General features: G+C 64.6%; 19 protein-coding genes, 1 tRNA gene and 1 pseudogene. 13 read left to right on the top strand and 8 right to left on the bottom strand.

The annotated features are described in order from the left end of the window. The first annotated feature begins 133 nt into the window (after positions 1-133). Both HTY53_RS06740 and HTY53_RS06745 read left to right on the top strand, forming a co-directional pair. Positions 134-1966, top strand: a complete 1833-nt coding sequence (locus tag HTY53_RS06740) for an FAD-dependent oxidoreductase (RefSeq protein ID WP_174105726.1) — start codon at positions 134-136, stop codon at positions 1964-1966. Next, positions 1963-2952, top strand: coding sequence for an aldo/keto reductase (locus tag HTY53_RS06745; protein ID WP_174105728.1), 990 nt, complete (start codon positions 1963-1965; stop codon positions 2950-2952). Before HTY53_RS06740 ends, HTY53_RS06745 begins: the two co-directional genes overlap by 4 nt. 123 nt (positions 2953-3075) lie before the next feature. Here the strand turns inward: HTY53_RS06745 and HTY53_RS06750 are convergent, their stop codons facing one another. Continuing rightward, complete coding sequence (locus HTY53_RS06750) at positions 3076-3354, bottom strand: hypothetical protein (protein WP_174105881.1); 279 nt, start codon at positions 3352-3354, stop codon at positions 3076-3078. A gap of 119 nt (positions 3355-3473) precedes the next feature. Between HTY53_RS06750 and HTY53_RS06755 the strand changes: the two genes are divergently transcribed. The 7 genes from HTY53_RS06755 (at position 3474) to HTY53_RS06785 (ending at position 6545) form a co-directional block, all read left to right on the top strand. Beyond that, complete coding sequence (locus HTY53_RS06755; RefSeq protein WP_174105730.1) at positions 3474-3854, top strand: YkvA family protein; 381 nt, start codon at positions 3474-3476, stop codon at positions 3852-3854. Between the two features lie 120 nt (positions 3855-3974). Next, positions 3975-4199, top strand: coding sequence for a DUF2188 domain-containing protein (locus HTY53_RS06760; RefSeq protein WP_174105732.1), 225 nt, complete (start codon positions 3975-3977; stop codon positions 4197-4199). Positions 4200-4275: 76 nt separating this feature from the next. After that, positions 4276-4485, top strand: coding sequence for a DUF2188 domain-containing protein (locus HTY53_RS06765; protein WP_174105734.1), 210 nt, complete (start codon positions 4276-4278; stop codon positions 4483-4485). A 58-nt stretch (positions 4486-4543) separates the two neighbouring features. Next, a complete protein-coding gene (locus HTY53_RS06770; protein WP_174105736.1) occupies positions 4544-4801 on the top strand; it encodes a DUF2188 domain-containing protein in 258 nt (85 codons plus the stop codon). Between the two features lie 69 nt (positions 4802-4870). Then, entirely contained in the window at positions 4871-5485 is a 615-nt protein-coding gene (locus HTY53_RS06775) for a sugar O-acetyltransferase (protein ID WP_174105738.1), read from the top strand. A gap of 31 nt (positions 5486-5516) precedes the next feature. Further along, on the top strand, positions 5517-6077 hold the full coding sequence (locus HTY53_RS06780; protein WP_174105739.1) for a GNAT family N-acetyltransferase: 561 nt from the start codon (positions 5517-5519) through the stop codon (positions 6075-6077). Positions 6078-6110: 33 nt separating this feature from the next. After that, the gene (locus HTY53_RS06785) at positions 6111-6545 is read left to right on the top strand and encodes a DUF930 domain-containing protein (RefSeq protein ID WP_174105741.1); all 435 of its coding nucleotides are present in this window, start codon (positions 6111-6113) and stop codon (positions 6543-6545) included. A gap of 1165 nt (positions 6546-7710) precedes the next feature. Here the strand turns inward: HTY53_RS06785 and HTY53_RS06790 are convergent. Beyond that, positions 7711-7941: a hypothetical protein gene (locus HTY53_RS06790; RefSeq protein ID WP_174105743.1), complete on the bottom strand. Its 231-nt coding sequence runs from the start codon at positions 7939-7941 to the stop codon at positions 7711-7713. Between the two features lie 334 nt (positions 7942-8275). Between HTY53_RS06790 and HTY53_RS06795 the strand changes: the two genes are divergently transcribed. Further along, on the top strand, positions 8276-8521 hold the full coding sequence (locus tag HTY53_RS06795; protein ID WP_174105745.1) for a hypothetical protein: 246 nt from the start codon (positions 8276-8278) through the stop codon (positions 8519-8521). A gap of 469 nt (positions 8522-8990) precedes the next feature. Continuing rightward, positions 8991-9296, top strand: coding sequence for a hypothetical protein (locus HTY53_RS24610; RefSeq protein WP_217435526.1), 306 nt, complete (start codon positions 8991-8993; stop codon positions 9294-9296). Positions 9297-9329: 33 nt separating this feature from the next. On the opposite strand, the gene HTY53_RS06805 is transcribed toward HTY53_RS24610, so the two are convergent. After that, entirely contained in the window at positions 9330-10385 is a 1056-nt protein-coding gene (locus HTY53_RS06805) for a hypothetical protein (RefSeq protein ID WP_174105747.1), read from the bottom strand. A gap of 95 nt (positions 10386-10480) precedes the next feature. On the opposite strand from HTY53_RS06805, the pseudogene HTY53_RS25020 reads away from it, so the two are divergent. Together HTY53_RS25020 and HTY53_RS06810 are read left to right on the top strand one after the other, a co-directional pair. Beyond that, positions 10481-10552, top strand: a pseudogene (locus HTY53_RS25020) (hypothetical protein); the annotation flags it as partial. A gap of 44 nt (positions 10553-10596) precedes the next feature. Beyond that, positions 10597-10956, top strand: a complete 360-nt coding sequence (locus HTY53_RS06810) for a DUF6680 family protein (RefSeq protein ID WP_368040940.1) — start codon at positions 10597-10599, stop codon at positions 10954-10956. Between the two features lie 222 nt (positions 10957-11178). On the opposite strand, the gene HTY53_RS06815 is transcribed toward HTY53_RS06810, so the two are convergent. The 5 genes from HTY53_RS06815 to pheS all read right to left on the bottom strand — a co-directional run bounded on the left by HTY53_RS06815 (position 11179) and on the right by pheS (position 15979). Next, positions 11179-11255: transfer RNA gene (locus HTY53_RS06815), tRNA-Pro, on the bottom strand. Positions 11256-11313: 58 nt separating this feature from the next. Beyond that, positions 11314-11757 carry a MerR family transcriptional regulator gene (locus HTY53_RS06820; protein WP_174105751.1) on the bottom strand — a complete coding sequence of 148 codons (444 nt, stop codon included), beginning with the start codon at positions 11755-11757 and terminating at the stop codon, positions 11314-11316. A 137-nt stretch (positions 11758-11894) separates the two neighbouring features. Continuing rightward, complete coding sequence (locus HTY53_RS06825; protein WP_174105753.1) at positions 11895-12311, bottom strand: integration host factor subunit alpha; 417 nt, start codon at positions 12309-12311, stop codon at positions 11895-11897. A gap of 61 nt (positions 12312-12372) precedes the next feature. Next, entirely contained in the window at positions 12373-14820 is a 2448-nt protein-coding gene (pheT, locus tag HTY53_RS06830) for a phenylalanine--tRNA ligase subunit beta (RefSeq protein WP_174105754.1), read from the bottom strand. A gap of 121 nt (positions 14821-14941) precedes the next feature. Beyond that, positions 14942-15979, bottom strand: a complete 1038-nt coding sequence (gene pheS / locus HTY53_RS06835) for a phenylalanine--tRNA ligase subunit alpha (protein ID WP_174105882.1) — start codon at positions 15977-15979, stop codon at positions 14942-14944. Between the last annotated feature and the right edge of the window lie 50 nt (positions 15980-16029).

Below are 16029 nucleotides of genomic sequence, written 5' to 3' on the forward strand. Positions count from 1 at the left end.
CAACGCACGGACGCTGGTCAACCCGACCCATAGATTGAGCGTGTCGAACCGGCCCATGCCTCTCGCGCCCCACCGGGCGTGCGGCAGGCCGTCCCGCGTCATCCCGCGATCGCCAGGCTGCCGGAGAACCCCCATGGTACTGCGTCCCCCCTCGCACCAAGCGAGCTTGCGTACGACCGTCTGCGTGGTCGGCTCAGGGCCGGCCGGCATCACCTGCGCAAGGGAACTCGCCCGGCGCGGCATCGCCGTGATTCTCGTCGAAAGCGGCGGCGAGACCTTCCAGAACGACGCGCAGGCAATGTGCGATGCCGAGATCGCCGATGCGCGCCGCCATGCCACGATGCAGGACGCCGTGCGACGCGCATTCGGCGGTACGTCCTGGCTCTGGGGCGGGCGCTGCATCCCGTTCGATCCGATCGATTTCGAGGCGCGCGACTACGCGCCCGACACTGCCTGGCCGATCCGCTATGACGAGCTGCTGCCCTATTACGCCCGCGCCTGCGAATACACCAACTGCGGCCAACCCACCTTCACGCTCGATCGCCTCGCCGCGGAATCGGCGAGCCGCCCCATCACCGCGCGCTTCCAGCCGGGCGACGTGATCGCCTCCGATCTGGAGCGCTGGAGCGGCGAACCGAATTTTGCGCGCCGCTATCGCGACTGGTTCGAGCGCGATCCCACCGTGCAGCTGCTGCTCGGCGCCACCTGCGTCGATATCGAACCGAGCGCCGATCATGAGCATGTCGCCAGCATCGTGGTGGCCCGCGGCACCGCGCGCACGCGCATCGTCGCCGACCACTTCGTGCTGGCCTGCGGCGGGCTCGAGGTGACGCGGCTGCTGCTGAACGTCAATGCGCGGCACGGCGACCGACTCGGCAATCGCAGCGGTCTGCTGGGACGGCATTACATGGGTCACATCTCCGGCAAGATTGCCAGCGTACGTTTCGACTCGGATGCGTCGCGCACCGTCTACCATTTCGAGCGCGACGCGCAGGGGTTTTATGCGCGCCGCCGCTTTACCGTGCCGGCCCGCGTGCAACGCGAACAGCGGCTGCTCAACACCGCGATGTGGCTCGACAACCATCCGCCCGCCGATCCCGCGCACGGCAACGGCATCCTGTCGTTCGCTTACCTCGCGCTGTGCACGCCGGTGATCAGCCGCTATCTGGCGCCGCCCGCGATCGCCAAGCTGGTGGCCAACGCCAGCGCGCGCAAGGACCGCGGCGCCCATGTCCGCAATGTCTGCAAGGACCTGGCCAAGATCGCGACCTTCGTGCCGCCCTTCGTCTATCGGCGCTATTTCGCACGGCCGCGGCTGCCCGGCTTCTTTCTGCCAAGCCCGAACAATGTCTATGCGCTGCACTATCATGCGGAGCAGTTGCCCTCGCGGGAAAGCCGCGTGACGCTGGCCGACAGCACCGACTGCCACGGCATGCGCCGGCTGCGGATCGATCTGCGCTATCAGCAGGCCGATGCCGATTCGGTGGTCCGCTGCCACGCGTTGCTCGACCGGCATCTGCGCAAGACCGGTGCCGGCCGGCTGGACTACTGGATGCCGGAAGCCGAGCGCATCGACGCGGTGCTGGCCCAGGCGGCGGACGGCTTTCACCAGATCGGCACCGCGCGCATGGCGGCGCACTGGCGCGACGGCGTGGTGGACCCACGCTGCCGCGTGTTCGGCACCGACAATCTGTACGTGGCCAGCAGCGCAGTATTCCCGTCGTCGGGACAGGCCAACCCGACCCTGACCATCGTCGCGCTGTCGGCGCGCATTGCCGACGACATTGCGGCACAACTGGCGAACGAAGCGGCCAACGATGCGGTAAGCGATGCCGCGAACCGAAACGACGCTCGCATGACTAACGACATGGCGACCGACGTCACGCCCGTGGCGGCCCGGATCCCCTCTTCCGTCGAACCGCTCGACGAGCCCGTTGCCGTAGCGACCGCAGGAGCGCCAAGGTGAGTGAGCATTCCAAGGAACTGTCTGGACGATTGGGCTTCGGTTGTGCTCCCATGCTGGGCCGGGTGGGCAGGAAGGAATCGCTGCGGGCGTTGGCGATCGCATACGATAACGGCATCCGCCACTTCGACGTCGCCCGTTCCTATGGCTTCGGCGAGGCGGAGGCGCTGCTCGGCGAATTCCTGGCCGGCAAGCGCCAGCACGTGACGATCACCAGCAAGTTCGGCGTGGTGCCGCCGCGCAATACCCGCGCGCTCAGCCTGGCCAAGAGCCTCGCCCGCGGCTGGCTCAAGCGCATGCCCGGCGGCCGCCGCATGGTTCATGCCGCCTCGCGCGTTGCGCTGTCGCAGCGCAACTACGAGGTCGGCTATGCGCGCAGCTGCCTGGAGCAATCGCTGCGCCAATTGCGCAGCGAGCGCATCGACTACTACCTGATCCACGAGCCGCATTCGCCCGAGGTGCTGACCGACGAACTGCAGCGCTTCCTGGACGACGCGCAGCGCGACGGCAAGATCGGCCAGTGGGGCGTGACGATCGATTCGCCGCAGATCATGGCAACCCCGCTTGCGCAGCAGGCGCCGGCATGGCTGTTCGAGGCCAACCTGAACGTGCTCGACCGCCTGCATGCCGGCATGGGCGCCGGGCGGCAGCGCTTTCTGTCGCGGCCCTATGGCGGCGGGCCCGACAGCCTGGCAGGCAGCGCGGCCAGCCGGCCGGTGCGCGAGGCCGTCAGCAAGCTCGGACTGGACGATCTGACCGAGCAGGAACTGGCGATGCATTTCGCGCTAAGCCTTGCCGGCGAGCACGGCATCGTCATCACCTCGATGTTTTCCGAGCAGCATATCCGCCAGAACCTGGAACTGCTGGAGCGGTATCGCGCGCTCGGCGAGCGCGGGCGCGCGCTGGCGTCCGCCATTCTCGGCGGCGATTCGCCGCGGCCTTGCCGGAACGGGCCCTGCACCGGCATGCCCGAACGCGAGCCGGCATGAAGCCGTGATGGGCCGCTGATCGGGCGCCGATATTGCGCTGAACGTGCGCCGATGGTGATTTTTCGGTGGGCCGATCGACGCGCCGATCGACCCGCCGATCGACCCGCCGATCCGCCCGCCGAATCAGGACGCCGGGGTGAACGGGTCCGTTGGCGTGGCGGGATTGTCGGACAGATCGAATTCGTCGCGCACCTTGTCGACCACGGCCCGGATCGCGCGCTCATGGCCGCGGACATGGCCGAAGCCCTGCATATCCCAGTTGCGCCCGCGCGCGTCGCGCGGATGCGGCTGCGGCACGGGCACCCGCACCTTCAGACCTTCGTCGACGATTTCATCGAGCCGCTGGATACGGCGGCTCACTTCATCCTGCAGCGCACGTGCGGGCCGTTCGCGCTTGGCCATGATGTTCTCTCCCGTGACCTCGATGCGAGGCATGCTAGCATGCGCGCTGCCGCGCCAACGTGCGGTATCCGCTCCAGCGCCACGGCTTCCCCGGCATCCCGCCATCCCGACATCCCGCCATGTTCCAGACCTTGCGTGCGTGGGCCGCACGACTGCGACGCGACGTGCTGACGCTCTGGTTCGCTTGCCGCCACCCTGCAACGCCGTGGCTGACCCGCGGACTGTGCGCGCTGATCGTCGCCTATGCGTTCAGTCCCATCGACCTGATTCCGGACTTCGTGCCGGTGCTCGGCTACCTCGACGAGATCGTCCTGCTGCCTGCGCTGATCTGGTGCGCGCTGCGCACCCTGCCTGCTCCCCTTGCCCACTCCTGCCGCGCCCAGGCGCAGCGCTGGCTCGACGAACGGCGCGGCAAGCCACGAAACTATTGGGGCGCGGCCATCGTGGTGGCGCTGTGGCTGGCGGCGGCACTGCTCGCATGGCGGTGGTGGCGCGGCTGACGCGACCGGTCCCGCTTCGCGCCAGTCCCCCTGTCGGACAGCCACCGATACCACACGCCTCGCCCCCGCTCTAGAAAGGAAGAAAGTCTCCAACCAGGTTACCAACCACGAGGTGCCACCATGGCAGGACGCAATATCCATGTGACGCCGCATGGCAGCGGCTGGAACGTCAGCCGCGAAGGCGAACCGCAAGCCAGTTCGCATCACGACACGCAGGAAGAAGCGATCGAAGTCGCCACCGATGCGGCGCGGCGCGACCGCGTCGAATTGCTGGTACACGGCCGCGATGGGCAGATCCGCATGCGCAACAGCTTCGGCCACGATCCGGCGGCGTCCAAAGGATGACGTAGGACGAACTCGCATACTGGCTGCCATCGCGATGCACTACGATGCAGATTCCCTCCGCTCTCGACCGAAGACCATGCCACGCAACTTCGTATTGAAAGCCACCCATACCGGATGGGAATTGTCCGTCGAAGGCCAGGCGCAATCGATCCTGCGCTACGACGGACGCGATGACGCGCTGCAGCTCGCCATGGCCGCCGCCCGGCGGCGCGGCGTAGGCCTGCTGGTCCAGGAAGCCGACGGCGAGATCCGCCGCCTCACCGAACAGGAAAGCCTTGCGGCTTGATCCCCGGCAGGCAGCGGAGGCACCGCCAACGCCGCCTGCCGGGGAATGGAAAACAGCCATGAATCGTACCGTCCACGTCTTGCCTGCCGACCACGGATGGGCGGTGACCGTCGAAGATACCGACGGCGCCACCTCGCACTATCCATCGCAGGAAGAGGCCATCGCGGCCGGACGCGAAAAAGCGAGCAAGGACAAGGTCGAACTGGTGATTCACGGGCCCGATGGGCAGATCCAGCAGCGCACGCGCTATGACCGCGGCGATGGCCACGGCCATGAAGGGGATGCGGGCGACGGTGGTGGCGACGGCGGCGATTGACTCGCCGCGAGGAAGATTGCGTCGCCCCTGCTATGATCGGCCGCGCGACAACAAGCCATCCGAATACCCATGTCGAGCACCGACACCGAGAAGATCGACCATCGCAGTCAAAAGGAAAGAATGCTTGCCGGCGATCTCTATATCGCCGAAGACCCTGAACTACAGGCCGCATCGCGCCGCGCCTATCGCCTGTCGCGCGAATACGAGACGCGCTATGCCGTCGATCTCGACAGCGCACAGCAGGTCCTGCACGAAATGCTTGGCGCCGTCGGACCGGACGTCAATATCAAGCCGCCGCTTTACGTCGACTACGGCAAACACATCACCGTCGGCGCACGTACCTTCGTCAATTACGGACTGATGGCACTGGACGTCGCGCCGATCACGATCGGCGAAGACGTACAGATCGGGCCCAATGTGCAATTGCTGACGCCGACACACCCGGTCGATCCGGAACTACGGCGGCAGAAGTACGAAGCGGCCAAACCTATCGTGATCGGCAACAACGTCTGGCTCGGCGGCGGCGCCATCGTGCTCGCGGGCGTGACGATCGGCGAGAACAGCGTCATCGGCGCAGGCGCGGTGGTCACACGCGATGTTCCGCCGAATGTGGTCGCGGTCGGCAACCCGGCGCGCGTGATCCGCGAGATCAAGCAGCCAGCGAACGACGACACCGAGGCATGATGACTTCGCGCGCTTGCAGCATGCGTCGACCATGGCGCCGCTGATCCGTCCCGCGCTAACCAGCGACGCGGCATCGCTGCCGGACATCGAACGCTCCGCCGCAGCGCTGTTCAGAACCGTGCCGGCATTGGCATGGATTGCCGACGACGACGTCCTCTCGACGGACGTCCACCTTCGCTTCATTGCCGCGGGCACCGCGTGGGTTGCGGTGGATGACACCGGCAAGGTGCGGGGCTTCGTCAGCGCCGAGCGGTTCGGGCAAGCACTGCATATCTGGGAACTTGCCGTCCATCGCGATTGCCAGGGCCAGGGCTGGGGCCGCGCCCTGGTCTCAGAGGCCATTGCGCATGCGCGTCGGCAACAGTTGTCGGCGGTCACGCTGACCACATTCCGCGATCTCCCTTGGAACGGGCCCTTCTACCGACAGCTGGGATTCGACGCGATCGAAGGCGACACACTGGACGAACGGCTCACCGCCGTGCTCGAGCACGAACGCGAACTCGGCTTGCCGGTGCACCTGCGCTGCGCAATGCGCCTCGCGCTGGACGTGTGCCGCCCGGGCAATGATGCCGCCCCGCCGGCATCGCCGTAGAATCGCCGATATTCCAACTCGATGAGACTTCGTATGGCACGACCGAACCGACTGCATCGCGCCCTGCTGGCCACCCTCTTCGCGATGGCCGCTTGTCCTGCCGTCGCCCAGGACAACAGTCCGTTGAACGACTCGCAACGGCAGGCGCTCGATCGTGCCATCGACACCCTGCGCACGCCCGCGGACCGCAATGTCGCCAGCCAATGGAGCGACGCCAAGAAAGTCGCCGAAGTCATGTGCCGCCCGTTGGCCCTGCAGGAACTGAAGCGCACCGACGCCAAGGTCGATCGCGTATTCCTTGGCGACGACACGCCGCAAAGCCTGACCTTGAAGGGCAATACCGTCCTCGAAGGAAGCGGCCAGGCCCGCAGCCGCGGGGGATGGCGAAATTTCACCTTCACCTGTGCACTCGACCCGGAAACGGCACGAGCCAGATCCTTCGAGGCGAAGTTCCATGTCGGCAAGTAGAGCGGCGGTAGCGGAACGAGATAGCGCCTCGAACAACGAAAAAAGCCCGATGCCAACGAAGGCATCGGGCAAATGCAACCGACTAGGAAATAGGCTCAGACGAGGCACGGTGACCGGTGCAACGCCGCTGATGGGGGCACCGACGTGTTACCGGCCTAGGCACCTCGTCCTCGCCTGGCAATACCTTAGTTCCAGCGCGCCCCGCGTCATACTGAAAACGGGCTCGGTTCTGTAGACAACCGACGGCGTCGATGGACGCGCCCGACCATGACCGTCCAATCGTCGCGAAAAGGACGTGCCGAGCTCCAACGGCACGGGCCCTCTGACGAAGGCTCCTCTAGTGGAGGTCGGAGGGCTCAGCATCGGATCCGAAAGAAGGTAACTCGATTACGACAGAAGCGGCGCTGACTGATGGCGTAATGGCTCCCCGGCCTTTTTTCCAAGGAGGAGATATGCCATTCTGCAACGACACGCGCTATTTCACGCAAGAGGAAGACCCCGCCTACGAGCTCGTGCTCGCTCCGGGCGCCCAGGCCCCGTACTCAGGCATCTACCGGTGCGAGGGCTGCGGTTCGAGCGCCGTCTCGGCTCGTGAACATCCCTTGCCACCGCCGAACCACCATGTTCATGGGGTGCTGCAGGGACACATTCGCTGGCGGCTGATCGCGCGAACGACTCACCCGTAATTTCCGATGCCCGCTTTTGATTGATTTATCCGGCCGGTACGAAAACGCCCGATGACCCTCATCGGGCGTTTTGCATTCGAGCCTCAGGAGTACGCTCGCCATCGGCGGTACCAACGACAACCTTGCTCGGGACGGCTTGCGCGCAATGAAAAAAGCCCGATACCAATGAAGGTATCGGGCAAATGCAACCGACTAGGAAATAGGCTCGGACGAGACGCGGTGACCGGCGCGTTGCCGCTGATGGGGGCAGCGGCATTGTTGCCGTCCAACGCATCCCGCCCTTGCCTGCCGATACATTAGTAGCAGCCTGCTGCCGCTCATACTGAAAACGGGCTGGCTTCTGTAGATTACCGACGGCCTGGGCGGGAGCGCGCGGCCACGACGGGCACATCATCGCGAAGAGGACATACCAGTCCACAACAAAAAGCCCGCGTGGCTGTGACCACGCGGGCTTTTCATCTCGCTTCCCTACTGCGGTGCTACTCGTCTTCCAACGCTGAAATCAAGGCGTCCGCGTACTGAACGGCTCGCTTGGCGGCAGCCGCGACTTCCATTTCTCCCGACATGCTCGTGACCAATCCCTGCATCGCCAAAGCGGCCAAATGCACTCGCTGGCTTGTCGACGAAGCGCCGTAGTACGACATGTCGTCGAGACGCTCGACGACCTCTCTCAGATGCTTGACCAGCTCTTGCGAATGGCTTGCGTCCATACGTCCTCCAAGTGGGTTGGGGAGCTGTCATGGTGCCAAGACGCGCGGGAACAAAGAAGCGGGCGGTGACGAGAACCTTGGATACCGGGTCGGAAATCGAAGGTTTGCGCTGCACGTCTTCGGGCTTCCTGCCTCGATGAGGCGCGGCAGTGACATGGCGCGGGCCGGACCACCGTTGCAGACGCAGTCGCATCGACAAGGCTTCTCGGCAATCGCTTCTAACTACATGCCCAAACTTTGGGCACGGCTGCATGCGGGTTTCCGGGCGGGCTAGCGGTCTTAGTTAGAAGGCCGCCAATACCTGTACATTCATGCAGTAGTCGGCCAGCCAACAATGCCAGCCACCTATTCCGCCAAGTCGATCTTCCTCGAGGTTGAGTTCTTCGGTGACGACCGTGACGAGATCCTGCTGCAGTGCCAAGCCGTGACCGTCGAGCGCGGCGCCATCCTCGTGCGCGGCGCCGAGACGCACCACCTAAACGCCATCTTATGGATCCCAGACGCGCTGTACTTCCAGGCCTACAACCACCACCGCTTTCCGGTTGGCCGGCCGATCGTGCTGGATCGGGATGTTGCCTAGCGGACGATATTGATCCTCACGAACAACGCCCCGATCACCGCGATGCAGCCACCATGGTGGCTCTTCGTCGCACTGGGAGCCACGTGGTTAATCGGGATCGGATCAGTTGTCAGCTTCGTGATCGGCCTGCGGGGAATCGTTTAAACCTCCAACGTTCTTGAGCCGTCATAGGTCTGTTCGCACTCTTGCCCTGCGATTCGGAGGCGTCAAGCACGTCGGCAAGCGTTCCGATGGAATTGCCGGTTGCCGGGCTTGCGCCGGTATCAGAAGAAACGCTTACCAACATTCAGAGAGCTGCGCGGTTCTTCTACCTACATCACCATGCCTTCGGCGGCAAAGTTGACCGCCAAACGTATGGCACGGCCACGACCGCGCTGATGATCAACCTCTGCCGGATTGAGGAGAACTTCTTCGCTGCGCATCTACGCCTCGCTGGCACCAACGTCGAAAACCTCCGTGGCGGGAATGCATGCGACGTTACGATCGGTCACACACGCTCTTCTATCTCGAGCCAGCATACTGGCGGACCGACGAGCATGGTGTGCCGTTCGCCTTCGACAACCACGTTGAAATGACCGAGATGATGCGGGCGGCTCAAGGGAAAGTCATGGTGCCCATCAACGACCATCCCGTCATTCGCGCAGCCTTCGCCGGCCACCATATGATGGGTCTCGACACCAAGTACAGCATGGCAAACGCCCAGGGACGTCCTCAGACGAGGCGTGAGCTGGTGATCATGAATTGGAAACAGGAAGACTCGGGACAGCTCTTTTGAGCGGTGCCCGCGGGCACACGCGGCATAGCTCAGTCAGCCGGCTACGACCGTGCCTAGCCACCAGCGAAGCTTGGCTCGTCGTTGTAGCTTCGAGAGCGAGTCGAGGCGTGTCGCGGAGCCAGGCTGTGTGCGAGCAACGGTCGCGCCAATAGTCGAAACGAAGCGGCGGAGCGCCGCCTGTTCGTTGTGTGGTGAGTAACGTGCCCGTAGGGCTTCAATACCAGGGAGCAACTCGCCGATGGCATCGGCGGGTGTTTCTCCCAGTTGATGCACTCTGGCGAGGACCCGACGCACGAAGGCTCCGATGTCCCCCGTGTCGACCGACTCGAAATTAGGAGCGCCCCAATACTCGCGCCCACCTCCGCCGTGATAGCCAATCACGTAGTTGCCACAGAGCGCCGCCTCGATCGGAGGCAAGCCAAGGCCCTCCAAGTCGGAGAAAGACATGAAGATGCGGGACGTCCGCAGCGTTTCCGCGACTTGCGTTTCGCTCATGCCATCGATCGCAACCGTGTCCCAGCCTGAGGGTAGGCGTTGCTTCAGGGCGAACAGAACCGCAGCGGCATGCCGACCGTTCTTGCGAGGCATATATGTGAGGACATTGCGCTTGCCATGACCGATTGAAAAGGTGTCCGCGTCGATCGAGCATTGCACGTTCACGATGCGATCAGCAAGCGTTGGGTAATGCAAGGCAAGGAGATCCGACGTGTCGGTCGAGATCGAGAGAATTGCTGCCGCGTTCTGGTATGCGAAACAGACGTCGGCGTCCGACGTGTGCCGACAACGCTCGTTCAAGTAGTACCCGTTCTGCACGAAGATCGAGTACGGCATACCGGCCTTAACTAGCATCCGGGCGAGCGAGGCCGCCTTGATTTCCGGCAGGACCAAGTGGTCTGTCGGACCGAGATCCGTCGCTGCGATGGTGGGTGCGGGCCGCCGCGCCCAACGATAAAGATAGCCCCGCCGCTCGTGAAGGATGGCAGCGGGAATTCCCATATCGTTAAGCGCGTTGCAATGGTCATAGATGACCTTTACACCGCCGGCGTGTGACCCTGGTTTAGGCGCCGTGGAGTAATAAACGACCCGCATTCTGTACCCGTGACGCAGTTATTGGTGACTTTCTTGGCGCATTATACGGGGTGCACGGTGGGCCAAGCGGTTGATTAAGCGCCCAGGGGAAATTGATGGTGCCCCGCGCTATGTCCATGGCCTCCGCACATGTCGAGGCGTTGAATGCGATCCCTATCGTCTTCTATGAGGGCAAGACTCAAAATCGGTCTCGGCCTCCGCCTTTAATCTCATCAACGACGAGTGGCGCAAGCTGTTGCACGACTTCAACGTCGACGCCAGCAACTACACCGATGCCGAACACAGGGCATGGAAAAAGGAGCGTCGAAAGTTGGCGCCTGCGCTGCTAAAGCGCATGGGCGACTACTTGGGATACAGCTTCCCAGACCTGGATATTGAAACGCAGGTCTACTTTCCGGTCGCGCATGGCGATCTGCTGACCGAGCAGGCCATGATCCGGAAGGGCGTCGCCAGTGTGCTAGGCAGAGCGGGACTCCCAATTCAGGCGGTTGGCCTAGGTACCCCCCAACCGCAGGTGCCACAGCCCACACAACCGCAGGCGCAACACTCGCCCTCAAGCGACCAACCGTAGGTCTGGTTGGCGCGCCGGAGAGTGTTAAGCAGGCCGGCGTCGGCGTACCAGTGGAATGCCATTCGTCGTGCAAAAGCGCGCCAATGGGCGCGCAACGTTACAACTGTCCGACTGCAGTGGCCGGCCGCTTGATATCGGATGCCATACAAGAAACTGCCTTTAGCGCCCCACTGTAGATAAAGCAAAAGCCCGCGTAATCTTCCGATTACGCGGGCTTCAATTTGGTCGGGGCGAGAGGATTTGAACCTCCGACCACCTGCACCCCATGCAGGTACGCTACCAGGCTGCGCTACGCCCCGAAAGCACAAGAGTATATCAGAAGCCCCACCGAAATGAATAGGCGGTGGAGCGCATTTTTTAGTCCTTGGCGGCGATCTGCTTGAGTTGCGCGAGCACGTGCTGTACCTGGATCAGTTCCGCGCGCAAGGCCCGAACGTCGACGGTCAGCACGGATGCGGAAGGCGATGTGCCGGCGCTCACAGCCGGCACCGGTGCGGCTTCTTCGGGCATGGGCGGTTCGGCGTGATGCCGCCCTTCGTCGAGCCGGTTGCGTGCGCCGTTGATGGTGAAGCCCTGCTCGTACAGCAGTTCGCGGATGCGGCGGATCAGCAGCACTTCGTGGTGCTGGTAGTAGCGCCGGTTGCCGCGCCGCTTGACGGGCTTGAGTTGCGTGAACTCCTGCTCCCAATAGCGCAGCACGTGCGGCTTGACGGCGCACAGTTCGCTCACTTCACCGATGGTGAAATAGCGCTTGGCGGGAATGGGCGGCAACGTGATGCGCTCGCTCGATTTATCCGACATGCAATGGACGGACGGGTTTCAGGCCGCGCCGGCGGTGGTTGGAATGGGATGGCGCGCCGACCTGGCGCGCAGCAGCAGCATACAGATTGACCGCGGGAGCGGCAATGGACCGTGCGGCTGTGGGCTGTCAGTGAGAGTCAGTCGCTGGACGCCAGTCCGGCGCGTTCCTCCACCAGGCTCTTGAGCTTCTGGCTGGCGTGGAAGGTCACCACGCGGCGGGCGGTGATCGGAATGATTTCGCCGGTCTTGGGATTGCGGCCCGGGCGTTGCGGCTTGTCGCGCAACTGGAAGTTGCCGAAGCCGGACAGCTTGACGCTGTCGCCCTGCTCCAACGCTTCGCGGATCACGTCGAAGAAGGCTTCGACCATGTCCTTCGATTCACGCTTGTTGAGACCGACCTGGTCGAACAGCATCTCGGCAAGTTCGGCCTTGGTCAGGGTGGGCACCTCGGCGACGCGCGGTTCGGGCGTTTCGTCCGCCTGCGTAGCCGCGTGCCGGTCGTCAGCTTCGCCCAATGCTGCTGCGGTCATCAGAGTCGCGTGTTGGTCGTTCATCTCGTCAGTCTGCCGCCCGGATGCGGGTGCCCGGGCGGCCCATTCAGGGTTCGGGCTGTGGCTAGCCGCGCAGCCGGGCGCCGAAGGCGGCGGTGGCGGCTTCGACCATGCAGCGCACGGCGCTGTCGACGGTCTCGTCCTGGAGGGTCGCCCCAGTATCTTGCAAGGTCAAGCGGAAGGCAAGGCTTTTCTCGTCCGCGCCGATGGCCGCCGAAGCGGCTTTCGGGCGGAATTCGTCGAACAGCACCAGGCTCTGCAAATAGCGGCCGAAGCCCTGCTTGTCGAGCGCCGCGCGCATGGCGTCGATCATGTCCTGCACGCGCACGGTCTGCTTGACCACCAGCGCGAGGTCGCGCATCGCTGCCGGGAATTTCGAAATCTCCGCATAGCTCGGCAGACCGATATCGCGCACGGCGTCCAGGTCCAGTTCGAACAGCACCGGCGCATGGCTCAGCTCATACGCCTGCAGCCACTGCGGATGCAATTCGCCGATGACGCCGATCGGCTTGCCTTCCAGCAGCACAGTGGCGGCACGGCCCGGATGCAGCGCGGGATGCGAGACCGGTTCGAAGCGCGCCTGACGCGGCTGCAGCAGTGCCTCGACATCGCCCTTGATGTCGAAGAAGTCGACCGGCCGCGTCGGCACGCCCCATTGCTCTTCGAAGGCCGGGCCGTAGGCGATGCCGGCCACGCGCATCGGCTGATCGTAACCTGCCACCGTCAGGCCGCCGTCGGCGGTCTCGGCATTGCGCAGGAACACGCGGCCGACCTCGAACAGGCGCACGCGCGCGGCCTTGCGGTTCAGGTTGTAGCGCACCTTGTCGAGCAGCCCGCCAATCAGCGTCGAGCGCATCACGGCCAGCTGGCTGGCGATCGGGTTCAGCAGGCGGATCGGGTTGTCGTTGGCGGCGAAATCGCGCTCCCACTTCTCCTCGACGAAGGCGAAGTTGATCACCTCCTGATAGTCGCGGGCGGCGACGGCGTGACGCACCGCATGCGTGGAACGACGTGCCTCGCCGGTCGGGCGCATCTCGCTCTCGGCGACCGGCGGCCGGGCCGGAATACGCTCGAAGCCGTAGATACGCGCGACTTCCTCGATCAGGTCTTCTTCGATTTCCAGGTCGAAGCGATAGCTCGGCGGCGTGACCTCGAACACCGTGCCATCGGCGCCCTCGCTCTGCGAGAACGGCAGGCCCAGCCGCCGGAACACATCGGCGATCTCGGCCGTGTTCAGCGCGATGCCCAGCACACGCTCCGCGCGTGCGACGCGCAGCCGCACGGGCGGCCGCTGCGGCAGGTTGACGATCTGGTCGTCGACCGGACCGGCCTGGCCGCCGCAGATCTGCAGGATCAGCGCGGTGATGCGCTCGATATGCTCGACGGTCGTCGCATAGTCGACGCCGCGCTCGAAGCGATGCGCGGCATCGGTCGAGAAGTTGTAGCGGCGCGCGCGGCCCTGGATCGCCTGCGGCCACCAGAACGCGGCCTCCAGGTAGATATTGGTCGTGTCCAGCGTCACGGCGGTGCTGTCGCCGCCCATGATGCCGGCCAGGCTCTCGATTTCCTTGTCGTCTGCGATCACGCCGACGGTCTCGTCGACCTCGACGGTATTGCCGTTCAGCAGCTTGATCTGTTCGCCCTTGCGGCCCCAACGCACATCGAGCCCGCCGTGGATCTTGTCGAGATCGAACACATGCGAAGGACGGCCCAGTTCGAGCATCACGTAGTTGGAGATGTCGACCAGCGCCGAGATGCTGCGCTGGCCGGCGCGCTCGAGCCGCTGCACCATCCACGCCGGCGTCGCGGCGCGGGCATTGACACCGCGGATCACGCGGCCGCTGAAGCGGCCGCACAGATCGGGCGCGGAAATCTTCACCGGCAGGCGGTCGTCGATCGTGACCGCCACGGGCTCCATCGCGGGCAGCGTCAGCGGAGCCCCGGTCAGCGCGGCGACTTCGCGCGCGACACCGTGGATCGACAGGCAATCGGCCTTGTTCGGCGTGAGCTTGATGACGAAGACCTGATCGTCCAGGTCCAGGTAGCGGCGGATGTTCTCGCCGACCGGCGCATCGTCGGGCAGGATCATCAGCCCTTCATGGTCTTCGGACAGCTTCAGTTCGCGCGCCGAGCACAGCATGCCGTAGCTGTCGACGCCGCGCAGCTTGCCGACCTTGATCTCGAACGGCTTGCCGCCGGCTTCGGTCGGCGGCAGCACCGCACCCACCAGCGCGCACGGCACCAGGATGCCGGGCTTGACGTTGGGCGCGCCGCAGACGATCTGCAGCGTCTCGCCGGTGCCGGCATCGACCTGGCAGACGTTGAGGCGATCGGCGTTCGGATGGCGCTCGGTGGCCAGCACGCGCGCGACCACGATCTTGTCGAACGGCGGCGCGACCGGCCCGACCTCCTCGACTTCCAGCCCGGCCATGGTCAGGCGGTGCGAAAGCGCATCGGTGGTCAGATTGTCGGGATTGACGAAGGTACGAAGCCAGGATTCCGAGAATTGCATGGCGCTACTGATCCGGTGGGTATGCTGTGGGCGGCGGCATGGCGCCGCCAGGGTTCGACGATGACGCTACGGCCGTTCGGGGATGCGGGCAAGGCGCGGCAAACACACGCGCCTGCCGTCCTCACGCAAACTGGCGCAGGAAACGCACGTCGCCTTCGAAGAACAGGCGCAGGTCATTGATGCCATAGCGCAGCATCGTCAGCCGTTCCAGCCCGGAGCCGAACGCGAAGCCGATATAGCGCTCGGGGTCCAGCCCCATGTTGCGCAGCACGTTCGGGTGCACCTGGCCCGAACCGGAGATTTCCAGCCAGCGGCCCGCATTCTTGCCTTCCTCGAAAGCCATGTCGATCTCGGCCGACGGCTCGGTGAAGGGGAAGTACGACGGACGGAAGCGCACCTGGATATCGTCGCGCTCGAAGAACTTGCGCAGGAAATCGGTATAGACGCCCTTCAGGTCAGCAAAGCTGACGTTCTCGCCGATCCACAGGCCCTCGACCTGGTTGAACATCGGCGAATGGGTCGCGTCGCTGTCGACGCGATAGGTACGGCCGGGGCAGATCACCTTGATCGGCGGCATCGCCTTGCCGCGGTACTTCTCGACGTGCATGCGCGCATAGCGGACCTGCATCGGGCTGGTATGCGTGCGCAACAGCAGCAGCTTGCCGTCGCTGTCGCGGCCGTCGACGTAGAACGTGTCCTGCATCGAACGCGCCGGGTGGTTGTCCGGGTTGTTCAACGCGGTGAAATTCATCCAGTCGGTCTCGATCTCGGGACCGTCGGCGACATCGAAGCCGATCGAGCCGAAGATCTGCTCGACGCGCTCCCAGGTGCGCATCACCGGATGCAGGCTGCCGCGCGCGACCGCGCGTCCGGGCAGCGTGACATCGATCGCCTCGGCCGCCAGCCGGGCGTTCATCAGCGCGTCGGCCAGCGCCTGGCGGCGCGCCTGCAGCGCGGCCTCGACCTGCTGCTTGGCCTGGTTGATGCGGGCGCCCTGCTCCTTGCGGGCTTCCGGGTCCAGTTTGCCGAGGCCCTTGAGCAGCTCGGTCAGCGCGCCGGTCTTGCCGAGAAAGCGTGCTTTCTCGTTTTCCAGCGTGGCGTTGTCGTTGGCGGCGGCGAAGGCGGCCTGCGCGTCGGCGACGATTTGGTCCGGATCCAGTGACATGGCGGTGGTCGGCGATGAGTGGTGTATGGCTCCCGGCCCTGCAC

Origin of the sequence: Cupriavidus gilardii, from assembly GCF_013314895.1 — a bacterium.
GTDB classification, from domain to species: Bacteria; Pseudomonadota; Gammaproteobacteria; order Burkholderiales; family Burkholderiaceae; genus Cupriavidus; species Cupriavidus gilardii_C.